Origin of the sequence: Achromobacter sp. MFA1 R4 (genome assembly GCF_900156745.1) — a bacterium.
Lineage (GTDB): Bacteria > Pseudomonadota > Gammaproteobacteria > Burkholderiales > Burkholderiaceae_B > Achromobacter.
Genome location: NZ_LT707065.1, coordinates 4241503 through 4255177, shown reverse-complemented (window position 1 = coordinate 4255177; position 13675 = coordinate 4241503). Strand labels below are relative to the sequence as shown.

The 13675-nt window shown below is 68.6% G+C and carries 9 protein-coding genes; all 9 read left to right on the top strand.

Translation table 11 applies throughout. The features are described 5' to 3' along the window. Positions 1-8 precede the first annotated feature (8 nt). Positions 9-1301: an acetyl-CoA C-acetyltransferase gene (locus BXA00_RS19535; protein WP_076520093.1), complete on the top strand. Its 1293-nt coding sequence runs from the start codon at positions 9-11 to the stop codon at positions 1299-1301. Continuing rightward, positions 1298-3265 carry a 3-hydroxyacyl-CoA dehydrogenase NAD-binding domain-containing protein gene (locus BXA00_RS19530; protein WP_076520092.1) on the top strand — a complete coding sequence of 656 codons (1968 nt, stop codon included), beginning with the start codon at positions 1298-1300 and terminating at the stop codon, positions 3263-3265. The genes BXA00_RS19535 and BXA00_RS19530 overlap by 4 nt, the downstream gene beginning before the upstream one ends. Positions 3266-3324: 59 nt before the next feature. Next, on the top strand, positions 3325-4647 hold the full coding sequence (locus tag BXA00_RS19525) for an OmpP1/FadL family transporter (RefSeq protein ID WP_076520091.1): 1323 nt from the start codon (positions 3325-3327) through the stop codon (positions 4645-4647). A gap of 54 nt (positions 4648-4701) precedes the next feature. After that, a complete protein-coding gene (locus tag BXA00_RS19520) occupies positions 4702-7092 on the top strand; it encodes a 3-hydroxyacyl-CoA dehydrogenase/enoyl-CoA hydratase family protein (RefSeq protein WP_076520090.1) in 2391 nt (796 codons plus the stop codon). Positions 7093-7108: 16 nt separating this feature from the next. Next, on the top strand, positions 7109-8308 hold the full coding sequence (locus BXA00_RS19515; protein ID WP_076520089.1) for an acetyl-CoA C-acyltransferase: 1200 nt from the start codon (positions 7109-7111) through the stop codon (positions 8306-8308). 16 nt (positions 8309-8324) lie between these two features. Next, positions 8325-8870, top strand: a complete 546-nt coding sequence (locus tag BXA00_RS19510; RefSeq protein WP_076520088.1) for a DUF4442 domain-containing protein — start codon at positions 8325-8327, stop codon at positions 8868-8870. Beyond that, entirely contained in the window at positions 8834-9424 is a 591-nt protein-coding gene (locus tag BXA00_RS19505) for a chalcone isomerase family protein (protein WP_076520087.1), read from the top strand. The genes BXA00_RS19510 and BXA00_RS19505 overlap by 37 nt, the downstream gene beginning before the upstream one ends. 29 nt (positions 9425-9453) lie before the next feature. After that, a complete protein-coding gene (locus BXA00_RS19500) occupies positions 9454-11163 on the top strand; it encodes an AMP-binding protein (RefSeq protein WP_076520086.1) in 1710 nt (569 codons plus the stop codon). Positions 11164-11473: 310 nt separating this feature from the next. Continuing rightward, positions 11474-13561: a TonB-dependent siderophore receptor gene (locus tag BXA00_RS19495; protein ID WP_156902936.1), complete on the top strand. Its 2088-nt coding sequence runs from the start codon at positions 11474-11476 to the stop codon at positions 13559-13561. Positions 13562-13675: the final 114 nt, after the last annotated feature.

The following is a 13675-nucleotide window of genomic DNA, read 5'->3' as shown; positions in this document are numbered from 1 at the left end:
GGGAACGGATGGCATTCAAACCGGTTTACGTCATCGACGGATCGCGCACGCCCTTCCTGAAGGCGCGCACGGGCCCCGGGCCCTTCTCCGCCGGGGACCTGGCGGTGCAGGCCGGCCGCGCCCTGCTGCTGCGCCAACCCTATGCGCCCACCGACCTGGATGAGGTCATCGTGGGCTGCGCCGCGCCTTCGCCCGAGGAAGTGAACATCGGCCGCGTGATCTCGCTGCGACTGGGGTGCGGCGACAAGGTGCCCGGCTGGACCGTCATGCGCAACTGCGCGTCCGGCATGCAGGCGCTGGATTCCGGCATCGCCAACATCCAATCGGGCCGCTCGCACCTGGTGCTGGCCGGCGGCACCGATGCGCTGTCGCGCGCGCCCGTCCTCTTTTCCGACGACATGGTGCGCTGGCTGTCGCGCTGGTATGCCGCGCGCGGCGTGGGCGCCAGGCTCAAGGCGCTGGGCGGCTTCCGGCCAAAGCATCTGGCGCCCGTCATCGGTCTGCTCAAGGGCCTGACGGACCCGGTCGTGGGCCTGTCGATGGGCCAGACGGCCGAAAACGTCGCCACGCTGTTCGGCATCGACCGCGCCGCGATGGACGCCTACGCGGCGCGCAGCCATCAGCGCGCGCTGGCTGCCCGCGCGGCCGGCATGCCTGAGATCACGCCGCTGATCGACACGCAGGGCAAGCTGCATGCCGAGGACGACGGCGTGCGTGAAGACTCCACGCCCGACAGGCTCGCCAAGCTCAAGCCCGTGTTCGACAAGCCCTGGGGCAACATCACCGCGGGCAACAGTTCGCAGGTCACGGACGGCGCGGCCATGCTGGTGCTGGCGTCCGAAGAGGCCGTGCAGCAGTGGAACCTGCATCCGCTCGGCCGCATCGTGGATACGCAGTGGGCCGGCCTGGATCCTGCGATCATGGGCCTGGGTCCCGTGCACGCCGCCACCCCGATCCTGCAGCGCCACGGCCTGGGCCTGAATGACCTGGACTTGTGGGAAATCAACGAAGCCTTCGCGGCGCAGGTGCTAGGCTGCCTGGCCGCGTGGCGGGACGAGGCCTATTGCCAGGAAAACTTCGGCACGCCAGCATGGGGCGATCTGGACGCGGCGCGGCTGAACGTGGACGGCGGCGCCATCGCCATCGGGCATCCGGTGGGCGCCTCCGGCGCGCGCATCGTGCTGCATCTGCTGCATGCGCTCCGGCGCCGCGGCGCCAGGCGCGGCATGGCGGCCATCTGCATCGGCGGCGGCCAAGGCGGCGCGATGCTGGTCGAAACCCTGGACGAGGACCGCCCATGACGACGATGCAAACGCTATCCCACTGGCGCCTGGACCGCGACCCCGACGGCGTGGCGTGGCTGACATTCGACCGCGCCGGCAGCGCGGTCAATGCGCTGTCGGCCGACACCCTGGCCGAGCTCACCGTCGTGCTGGACGCGTTGGACGCCGATCCGCCCAAGGGGCTCATCATCCAGTCCGGCAAGGCCACCGGCTTCATCGTGGGCGCCGACGTCAACGAATTCGCCAGCCTGGACACGCCCGAGCAGGCGCGCGGCCTGGTGGCGCGCGGCTGGAACCTCATGAACCGCCTGGCCGGCGTGCGCTACCCCACCCTCGCGCTGATCCAGGGCCATTGCCTGGGCGGCGGCCTGGAACTTGCGCTGGCCTGCCGCTACCGGCTGGTCGCGGACCAGCCTGGCACGTCGCTGGCGCTGCCCGAAGTCATGCTGGGCATTTTCCCCGGCTGGGGCGGCATGCTGCGCCTGCCGCAGGTGATCGGCGCGCCCGCCGCGCTGGACATGATGCTGACCGGCCGCGGCGCCGATGCCCGCCGCGCGGCCGCGCTGGGCCTGGCCGACGCGCGCGTGCCGCCGCGCCTCTTGCTCGCCGCAGCGCGCCAGACGGTGCTGTCGCGCAAACCTGCCCGCCGCGCGCGCGGCCTGGGCGGTTTGCTGAACCGCTGGCCGCTCAAGGCCATCGTGGCCAAGCGCGCGCGCAAGCAGATCACCGCCAAGGATCCGCTGGGCCATTACCCCGCCGCCCCCGCCATCGTCGACATCTGGGAAAAGCACGGCGGCAATGCGCTCAAGGCGCCGGACCTCATCGACCGCATCATTTCGTCCGGCACGGCGCGCAATCTGCTGCGGGTGTTCCGCCTGCAGGAGCGCCTGAAGGCCAACGGCAAGCAGCCCGGCGTCGCGCCCGCGCGCCACGTGCACGTGGTGGGCGCCGGCGTGATGGGCGGCGACATCGCCGCCTGGTGCGCGTACAAGGGCATGACGGTCACGCTGCAGGACCAGGACATGGCGCGCATCGCGCCCGCCATCAAGCGCGCCGGCGAGCTCTACGCCCGCCGCCTGAAAGATCCGCGGCTGGCGCGCGCCGCGTTCGACCGCCTCGTGCCGGACCCGGACGGGCACGGCGTGCCGCTGGCGGACGTCGTCATCGAGGCCATCAGCGAACAGCCCGAGGCCAAGCGCGCCCTGTACCAGTCGCTCGAACCCCGCATGAAGCCCGGCGCGCTGCTGGCCACCAACACGTCCAGCCTGTCGCTGGAAACGCTGCGCGCGGGCCTGGCCCGGCCGCAGCGCCTGGTGGGCATCCATTTCTTCAATCCCGTCGCCAAGATGCCGCTGGTCGAGGTCGTGCACGCGGACGGGGACGATCCCGCCGAGCAGGCGCGCGCCTGCGCCTTCGTCGGCCAGATCGACAAGCTGGCGCTGCCGGTCAAGAGCGCGCCGGGCTTTCTGGTCAATGCCGTGCTCGCGCCCTACATGCTGGCCGCCATGCGCAGCGTGGACGACGGCGTCGCGCCGGAAACCGTGGACGCCGCCATGGTGGCCTTCGGCATGCCGATGGGGCCGCTGGAACTGGCGGACACGGTGGGGCTGGACATCGCGCGCGCCGCGGGCGCGGAACTTGCAGGCGGCGCCGAGCCGCCGCGCTGCCTGGCCGACCGGCTGGCGCGCAAGGAACTGGGCAAGAAGAGCGGAAAGGGCTTTTACACCTGGCGCGACGGCAAGCCGGTCAAGCAGCGCGGCACGGACGCCGCCGCCGCGCCGGCCGGCCTGGCGCAGCGCCTGATCCAGCCGCTCATCGACGCCACGCGGCAACGCGTTGCCGGCGGCATCGTGGCCGACGCCGACCTGGCCGACGCGGGCGTGATTTTCGGTACGGGCTTCGCGCCTTTTACAGGCGGCCCTTTGCATTACCAGGAAAGCAGCACCATGCAGCACCGCAGCACAGCGGCTAGCGCCGATTAGACCGGGGCAACTCGGCAGTGGAAGAGAGAGACACACATCCAACTCGAGGAGGCAGTACCATGCGCAGACGTCCATTGTCCCTGAGCACTCTGTCGGCCGTATTGGTCGGCCTGGGCGCGTCCGCAACGTCCTACGGCGCCGGCTTTCAGCTCTTGGAGCAGAACGCCAGCGGTCTGGGCAACGCGTATGCGGGCTCGGCGGCAAACCCGGAGAATGCCAGCATCATGTATTACAACCCGGCAGGCCTGACCTATCTGCCGGGCCTCAATTTCTCCGGCGGGGTGAGCCTGGTCAGGCCATCGTTCAAGTTCTCCGACAACGGCAACAGCCGCAATCCCAGCGTTCCCGGCATTCCCGGATCGGGCCTGAACGGGTCGGTGCCCACCGGCGGCAACGGCGGGGACGCGGGCAACCTGGGCGTCGTGCCCAACATCTACGGCTCCTGGCAACTGAACGAGCAGTGGTACGTCGGCCTGGGCATCGGCGCGCCGTTCGGCCTGATGACCGAGTACGACGACGGCTGGGTGGGCCAATACCACTCCAACAAGTTCGACATCAAAACCATCAACGTCAACCCGTCCATCGCCTACAAGGTCAACGAGAAATTCTCGATGGGTTTCGGCGTGAACTGGCAGCATATCGACGCCAACTACAAGAAGAAAACCGTGGTGCCCATCGCCGGCCTGCCGCTGGCCACGACCGGCGACGCGGACCTGAACCTGAAGGGCGATGCCTGGGGCTGGAACGTCGGCTTCATGCTGCAACCCACGGAAGACACGCGCATCGGCCTGTCCTACCGCTCGAAGATCAAGCACTCGGCCACGGGCGACACCGACATCGACAACATCGCCCCGGGCGGCCGGTCGGTGTCGTTCGACGCCAAGGCCAACGTCGACCTGCCCGACACGCTGATCCTGAGCGCCACGCACCAGCTCAATGAAAAATGGGAGCTGTTGGGCGACGTGTCGTGGACCGGCTGGAGCAGCATCCCCGAGCTCAAGATCAAAAACTCGGGGACGGGCGCGCGCGATGACGTGCTGCCGCTCAACTTCCGCGATACGTGGCGCGTCGCGGTGGGCGCGAATTACAAGTTCGCCCCGGCCTGGAAGTGGAAGTTCGGCCTGGCGTTCGACCAGTCGCCGGTGCACGACGCCGCCGACCGCCCGACCTCCCTGCCCGACAACGACCGCTACTGGTTCTCGACCGGCGTGCAATGGGCCGCCACGAAAGACACCACCATCGACGTCGGCTATACCTACCTGTACCTGCGCAAGACGGACATCGACACCACGTCCGGCAGCCAGGCCACCAAGGGCCTCGTCGCGGGCACGTACGACAGCAACGCCCACATCTTCGGGCTGCAGCTCTCGTCCCGCTTCTAGCCGTGAACGGGCGGGCGGCCGCGCGCCGCCCGCCCGCTTTTTCAGGAGACTTCCTTGAGCAAGTTCGTCGTCAAACACGTCGCCGTGCTGGGTGCCGGCGTCATGGGCGCGCAGATCGCCGCCCACCTGGCCAATGCCGGCGTGCCGGTCACGCTGTTCGACCTGGCCGCCCGCGAAGGCGACCGCAACGGCACCGTCAAGAAAGCGCTGGCCGGCCTGAAGAAACTGGAACCCGCGCCGCTGGCCGGCGCGGCGCGCCTGGCCCTGATCACCCCGGCCAACTACGATGACGACCTGGATCGCCTGCGCGGCTGCGACCTCATCATCGAAGCCATCGCCGAACGCATGGACTGGAAGACGGCGCTGTACGAGCGCATCGCGGGCCACGTCGCGCCCGGGGCCATCGTGGCGTCCAACACGTCCGGCCTGTCCATCGATGCGCTGGCCAACGCGCTGCCCGAATCGCTGCGCGACCGCTTCTGCGGCATCCACTTCTTCAATCCGCCGCGCTACATGCGCCTGGTGGAAATCATCGCCACCTCGCACACGCAGCCGGCCGTGCTGGACCAGCTTGAAACCTGGCTCACGTCGGCGCTGGGCAAGGGCGTCATCCGCGCGCTGGACACGCCGAACTTCGTCGCCAACCGCATCGGCGTGTTCTCCATCCTGGCCGCCATGCACCACACCGCGCGCCTGGGCCTGGCCTTCGACGAAGTCGACGCGCTGACCGGTCCCAAGATCGGCCGCCCCAAGAGCGCCACGTACCGCACCGCCGACGTGGTCGGGCTGGACACGCTGGCCCATGTCGTGGGCACGATGGAAAAGAATCTGCCCGACGATCCCTGGCACACGTATTTCGCGCTGCCCGAGTGGCTGAGCGCGCTGATCGCCAAGGGCGCGCTCGGCCAGAAGACCGGCGCCGGCGTCTACCGCAAGCAGGGCCGCGAGATCCAGGTGCTGGACCTGAAGACGCAGAATTACGCGCCTGGCACGGGCAAGCTGGCCGACGAGGTCGCCGCGATGCTCAAGGAACGCGACCCGGCCAAGCGCTTTGCCGCGCTGCGCGCCAGCGCGCATCCGCAGGCGCAATTCCTGTGGAGCCTGTTCCGCGACATCTTCCATTACAGCGCCGTGCAACTCGAACACGTGGCCGACAATGCGCGCGACCTGGACCTGGCCATGCGCTGGGGCTTCGGCTGGTCGCAAGGCCCCTTCGAAACCTGGCAGGCCGCCGGTTGGCAGGCCATCGCGGCCGCCGTGGCCGAGGACATCGCCGCGGGCCGCGCCATGAGCAACGCGCCCCTGCCCGCCTGGGTGCTGGAACCGGGCCGCCAGGGCGTGCATGCGCCCGAGGGCTCGTATTCGGCGCGCACCGGCGCCCTGCACCCGCGCTCCACGCTGCCGGTGTACGCGCGCCAGTTGTTCCCGGAACGCGTCTTCGGCGAAGCCGCCGACGACCGCGGCGTCACGGTCTGGGAGAACGAAGGCGTGCGCCTGTGGAACCTGCCGCAGGTCGATGCCGGCATCGCCATCCTGTCCGTCACCTCGCGCAACCACACCCTTGGCGCCGAGGTGCTGGAAGGCGTGCTGCAGGCGGTCGCCAAGGCTGAACGCGAATTCGACGGCCTGGTCATCTGGCACGACGCGCCCTTTGCCGTCGGCGCCAACCTGCAACAGGTGGTCGAAGCCTGCGCCGCCGGCCAATGGGACATGCTGGAAGCGACGGTCGAGAAATTCCAGCGCGCCTCGCAATCGTTCAAGTACGCGCAGATCCCCACCGTGGCCGCCGTGCAGGGCATGGCGCTGGGCGGCGGGTGCGAATTCCTGATGCACGCCTCGCACCGCGTGCTGGCGCTGGAAAGCTACATCGGGCTGGTCGAGGCGGGGGTGGGGCTGATTCCCGCGGGCGGCGGCAGCAAGGAATTCGCCGCGCGCGCCGCGGCCCTGGCGGCCAGGACCGCCACGCCGAGCGAGGTCTTCCCGTACCTGCAGCCGGTCTTCCAGACCATCGCCATGGCGCAGGTGGCCAAGAGCGGCCTGGAAGCCATCGACGCCGGCTTTGCCCGCGAGCACGACATCGTGCTGTTCCATCCGGGCGAACTGCTGTTCGTGGCCATCGGCCAGGCGCGCGCCGCGGCGCAGGCGGGCTACACCCCGCCGGCGCGGCTGCAGGGCATTCCGGTGGCGGGCCGCAACGGCATTGCGAACTTCGAGATGGTGCTGGTGAACATGCGCGAAGGCGGCATGATCAGCGCGCATGACTACCGCGTGGCGCGCAGCGCGGCCGTCGCGCTGTGCGGCGGCGAGATCGAGACCGGCACGAAGGTCGACGAAGAATGGCTGCTTGCGGTGGAACGCAAGGAATTCGTGGCGCTGCTGCGCACGCCCGAGACCCAGGCCCGCATCCGCCACACCCTCGAAACCGGCAAACCCCTGCGGAATTAGCCTAAAGGAAATGGATATGAGCAAGCAGATCCAAGACGCCTACATCGTCGCCGCCACGCGCCTGCCGGTGGGCAAGCGCAACGGCGCCTACGTCACTACCCGTCCCGATGACATGCTGGCCGCGGCGCTGAACGGCGCGCTGGCGCAGGTGCCCGGCCTGGATGCGGCGCGCATCGATGACGTGATCGCCGGCTGCGCCATGCCCGAGGCCGAGCAAGGCATGAACGTGGCCCGCATCGGCCTGCTGCTCGCGGGCCTGCCGCAGAGCGTGGCGGGCGTCACCGTCAACCGCTTCTGCGCGTCCGGCCTGCAGGCCGTGGCCGACGCCGCCGCCCGCATCCGCATGGGAGAGGCCGACATCATGATCGGCGCGGGCACCGAATCCATGAGCGCCATGCCGCAGATCATGGGCAACAAGGTGTCCATGAACCCGGCCATCTTTGCCCACGAAGAAAACATCGGCATGGCCTTCGGCATGGGCCTGACGGGCGAAAAGGTCGCCGAGCGCTGGAAGGTATCGCGCGAGGACCAGGATGCGTTCGCGCTGGCCTCGCACCAGAAGGCCTGCGCCGCCATCGCCGCCGGCCATTTCCGCGCCGAGACCACGCCTTTCGAGGTGGTCTCGCACCTGCCGGACGGCGCCAGCGGCGCGGTGCGCGTCGCGCGCCGCCTCGTCGAGGTGGACGAAGGCCCGCGCCCCGACAGCAGCGCAGAGGCGCTGGCCCGCCTGAAGCCCGTGTTCTCGACGCGTGGCAGCGTCACGGCGGGCAACAGCTCGCAGATGTCCGACGGCGCGGCGGCCGTGATCCTGGTGTCCGAACGCATCCTGCGCGAGTTCAACCTCAGCCCGCTCGCCCGCTTCGCCGGGTTTGCCGTCGCGGGCGTGCCGCCCGAGGTCATGGGCATCGGCCCCGTCGCCGCCATTCCCAAGGTGCTGGAGCGCGCCGGCATCAAGCAGGACGCGCTGGACTGGATCGAACTCAACGAGGCCTTCGCGGCCCAGTCGCTCGCCGTGATCCGGGAACTGAAGCTCGACCCCGCCAAGGTCAATCCGCTGGGCGGCGCCATCGCGCTGGGCCACCCGCTGGGCGCCACGGGCGCGATCCGCACCGCCACGATCACGCACGGGCTGCGGCGCACCGGCGGCAAGTACGGGCTGGTGACGATGTGCATCGGCACCGGCATGGGCGCCGCCGGCCTGTTCGAAGCCATGTAGTAGCGCGGCGGCCAGCGTGAAGCCCTACTGGTTCAAGAACCTGGCGCCCGAGTGGCGCGCGCGCCTGATGCGGGTGGGCTTCAACCTGCATCCGGCCTTTCGCGCCACCGGCGGCCGCGTGATGCACGTGTCGCCGGACTTCCAGCACATCCGCATCAAGCTGCCGCTGCTGCGCCGCACCCGCAACATCGTGGGGTCCATGTACGGCGGCTCGCTGTTCGCCGTGACGGACGGCGCCCACCCCACCATGCTGATGTCGGCGCTGGGGCCCGACCACATCGTGTGGGACAAGGCCGCGTCCATCCGCTTTCGCAAGCCGGCCTACACCACGCTGTACGCCGATTTCCGGCTGCCGCCGGGCGAAATCGCCGAAATCCGCCGCCTGCTCGCCGCGCATCACGAAACGACCCGCCTCTACACGGTCGAACTGAAGGACAAGGACGACGTCGTCTACGCCGTCGTGGAACGCACGATCTACATCGCAGACAAGAAGTTCTACAAGCAGAAGAACACTGGAGGAGACAAATGCGTTTCAACCCCGGAGGGCGCGCCGCCGCCCTGAGCCTGATTCTTGCTGCCAGTCTGGCGGGCGCGCCCGCCGTGGCGGCCGACGCCGAGGTCGCCGGCGTGCGCGTGCCCGAGCAACTGGCCGAGGGCGGCCCTGCGCTGGTGCTCAACGGCGCGGGCCTGCGCACCCGTTTCGTCGTGAAGGTCTACGTGGCCGCGCTGTACGTCACGGCGAAAACCCATGACGCCGCCACGCTCATCGACAGCACCGAGCCGCGCCGCATGCGCCTGCGGATGCTGCGGGACGTGGACAGCAAAAGCCTGGACGGCGCGCTGCAGGACGGATTGCGCGACAATACGGCCCCGCAGGACCTTGCCGCGCTCAGGGAATCCGCCGAGCGCCTGTCGCGCCTGATGGCCGACATCGGCGCCGCGCGCGAAGGCGACGTCATCGACCTGGACTTCGATGCCCGCGGCGTTGCGATCGCCAGCAACGGCAAGCCGCGCGGCCGCATCGACGATCCGGCCTTCGCCCGCGCCCTGCTGCGCGTCTGGCTGGGCGACAGCCCCGCGCAGGCATCCCTCAAGAAAGCCCTGCTGGGCAACTAGGGCCAGGCGCCCCAACGGAGCCGCAAGACATGGAACGAATCTGGCACAAGAGCTACCCCAGCGGCGTGCCCGCCGAGATCGAGACCGGCGGCGAGACGACGCTGGTGACGGTCATCGAGGAAAGCTTCCGGCGCTTTCCGGACAAGACCGCCTACATCAGCATGGGCAAGTCGATCACCTACGCCGAGCTTGACGCGCTGACGCGCCGCTTCGCGGCATGGCTGCACGCGAACGGGCTGGGCCGCGGCGACCGCGTCGCCCTGATGATGCCCAATCTGCTGCAGTATCCGGTGTGCCTCTTCGGCGCCCTGCGGGCCGGATGCATCGTGGTGAACTGCAACCCGCTCTATACCACGCGCGAACTCGAACACCAGTTGGCCGACGCCGGCGCCCGCGCCATCGTGGTCGCGGAAAACTTCGCGGCGACCCTGCAAAAGGCCCTGCCCGGCACGCGGGTCGAACGGGTGCTGGTCACCTCCATCGGCGAGATGCTGGGCCCGGTGAAGGGCCGGCTCGTCGACTTCGCCGTCCGGCGCGTCAAGCGCATGGTGCCCGCGTGGTCCCTGCCCGGTGCGCAGCGCCTGGGCGACGCCTTGCGCGCCGCGCGCGCAATGCCATTCACGCCCACCGCCCTCGCCCCCGCCGACCTGGCGTTCCTGCAGTACACGGGCGGCACGACCGGCGTGGCCAAGGCCGCGATGCTGTCGCACGGCAACCTCGTCGCCAACGTGCGCCAGGCCCATGCCTGGGTCAAGCCCCTGGTCAAGGACGGCGAGGAATGCATCGTCACGGCCCTGCCGCTCTATCACATCTTCGCGCTCACGGCGAACTGCCTGACCTTCATGAAGCTGGGCGCCAGCAACCTCCTCATCGTCAATCCCCGCGATATCGCGGGCTTGATCAAGGAAATGGGCAAGGTGCCGTTCTCGGCCTTTACCGGCGTGAACACGCTGTTCAACGCCCTGCTCAATCACCCCGAGTTCGCGAGCCTGGATTTTTCGCGCCTGCGGCTCACCATGGGCGGCGGCATGGCGGTGCAGCGGTCGGTCGCGGACCGCTGGCGCGCGGCGACCGGCGTGTCCATCGCGCAAGCGTATGGCCTGACGGAAACGTCGCCCGCCGTCACCATCAACCCGTTGGACACCAAGATATTCAATGGCTCGATCGGATTGCCCGTGCCCTCGACCGATCTCTCGATCCGCGACGACGCGGGCCGTGAAGTGGCCGCCGGCGACACCGGCGAGATCTGCGTGCGCGGCCCGCAGGTCACGCAGGGCTACTGGAACCGGCCCGACGAGACCGCGCTGGTCATGTACCCGGACGGCTTTCTGCGCACGGGCGACGTCGGCTACGTCGACGAATCGGGCTATGTTTACCTGGTGGACCGCAAGAAAGACATGATCCTGGTCTCCGGATTCAACGTGTATCCCAACGAGGTCGAAGACGTGGCGGCCCTGCATCCCGGCGTGCGGGAAGTCGCCGCGGTGGGCGTGCCGGACGAACGCTCCGGCGAGGCAGTCAAGCTGTTCGTGATTCGCAAGGACCCGTCGCTGGACGCCGAAACGCTGATCGCGCATTGCCGCAGCCAGCTCACCGGCTACAAGGTGCCGCGCTACATCGAGTTCCGCGACGACCTGCCGCGCACCAACGTGGGCAAGATCCTGCGGCGCGAACTTCGGCCCGACGCGCCCGGCGCTGCCCAACCCCAACCCGTCAGCCCCTCCCCCGGCCAGCCCTGACCCCCGCGCGCGGGGCCTGCACGGCCCCGGCGCGTCCTGCAGTGTCGCGCCCGGCCAACAGCCCGCGCAACCGGCCTCTCGCAACGCCAGGCGTCTCAAGCGCCTGAATTCACGGGACTTTCCAGGCCGATTCGCCCGGCGGGGCGCAGCCGCCGGGCCTTCTTTTACATTTTTGGCCCGCCCGCCCTATTGGCCCCATGTATCGCCGCAATTAATAATAGTTATCGTTGCTATTTCTATACGTAACTGGCCGCACTCGAACGCCGCCAGTGGGGAGATCCTGTTGAAACGCCACCACACCCCAGCCGCATTGCGTGCGCGGCTGCGCCCCCGTGTTCCCGCCGCCGCGCTGGCCGCCTGCCTGAGCGCAGGCGCCGCGCAGGCCCAGCCCGAACAGCCCGCCACCCTGCCTGCCGTGCAGGTGCTGGGCACTGGCGAAACCGCCACCGGTCCGGTGGACGGCTACGTCGCCCGGCGCAGCGCGACCGCCACGAAGACGGATACGCCGCTGTCGGAAACGCCGCAGGCCATCACGGTGATCCCGCGCGACCAGATCATCGACCAGGGCGCCCAGAACGTGCAGGACACGATGAACTATGCGGCCGGCGTGCGCCCCAACGCCTACGGCGTGGACAACCGCGGCGACTATGTGCGCGTGCGCGGCGTGGAGCCGGTGCAGTACCTGGATGGCCTGCGCCAGTTCTTCAATTACAACAACCCGCGCACCGAGGTCTATGGCCTGGAACGGGTCGAGGTGCTGCGCGGCCCCTCGTCGATGCTGTACGGCCAAGGCAGCACCGGCGGCATCGTCAACCTGGTCAGCAAGCGCCCGCAGGCCGAACAGCAGGGCGAGATAGGCGTACAGCTGGGCAACTTCAATCGCCGTGAAATCCAGGCCGACATCACCGGCCCGCTGACCGAAGACGGCCAGTGGCTGTACCGTGTCGTCGCGCTGGGACGCGACAGCGACACGCAGGTGCAATACGCGCCGGACGACCGCCTGTTCCTCGCGCCGTCGCTCACCTGGCAGCCCAGCGCGGCCACGTCGCTCACGCTGCAGGCCTCCTGGCAGAAGGACAAGTCGGGCACGACGCAATCGTTCCTGCCTTGGAGCGGGACTGTCGCGCACAACCCGAACGGCCGCATTCCGACGCGCCGCTTCGCCAGCGAGCCGGGCTTCGATGCCTACGACACCGAGCAATTCAACGTGGGCTGGCTGTTCGAGCACCAGTTCAACGACACCTGGAAATTCCGCCAGAGCTTTCGCAACACGGTCAGCAGCGTGGATTACAAATCGCTCTACCCGAACGTGTATGGCGACCGGCGCGGCGATTCCTTCATCGATCCCGAACAGACCACCGTCGACCGCTATTACTACATCAACAAGCCCCGCATGCGCACGCTGCTGGCCGACCAGAACCTGGAAGGCAAGCTGAACTGGGGCCGCACGCAGCACACCGTGATCGTGGGCATGGACTACTCGCGCTACCGCGAAACCAGCAGCGCGGACAGCGGCCTGGGCTCGCCGCTCAACCTGTACCACCCGATCTACGGCAATGCGCCGGACTACACGTTGACCGACGCGCCCAAGCAGCGCCAGCAGCAACTGGGCTTTTACGCGCAAGACCAGATCGCGTTCGACAAGAACTGGATCCTGCTGGCCGGCATCCGGCGCGACCGCGTCGAAAGCACGACCGACGGCCAGGACAAGGAAACCGACCAGGCCACCACCAAGCGCTTCGGCCTGATGTACGCGGCCGACAACGGCTGGTCGCCGTACGTGAGCTACAGCGAATCCTTCACCCCGATCGCGGGCGCGGACTTCTACAACCAACGCTGGAAGCCCATGCGCGGCAAACAATGGGAAGTGGGCCTGAAGTACATGCCCGCCGACGCCGACCTGGAATTCACGGCCGCCGCCTACGACCTGCGTGAAAGCAACCGCCAGACCAACGATCCGGACAATCCCAACAACCAGATCCAGGCCGGCAAGACGCGCACGCGCGGCGTCGAACTGGAAATGCGCGGGCGCGTCACCAAGGACGTGGACGTGATCGCCAACTACATCTACACCGACATCGATCCGCAGCTGGAGGCGATGCCCAAGCACATGGTGTCGCTGTGGAGCAAGTATCGCTTCGCCATCGCGAACCAGCCGGGCTTCGCGGTCGGGGCCGGCGTGCGCTACCTGTCCAAGTTCCGGGACGGCGGCGCCCCCGAGACGCCGTCGGTGACCCTGTTCGACGCGATGGTCAGCTATTCGAACGGCCCGTGGCGCTATGCGCTGAACGTCAACAACATCGCGGACCGCACGTATGAAGTCGTCTGCCTGGACCGCGGCGACTGCTTCTACGGCGCCCGCCGCACCGTGATGCTGAGCGGTGCCTACCGCTTCTGACAGGGCGTTGCGTCCCTGAATGCGGGACTCCAGCACGGCGAACACCTGTACGTACAGCATGTACGTACAGGTGTACACTACGATTTTTTCAACCGCCTGACAGACGCGCGCATG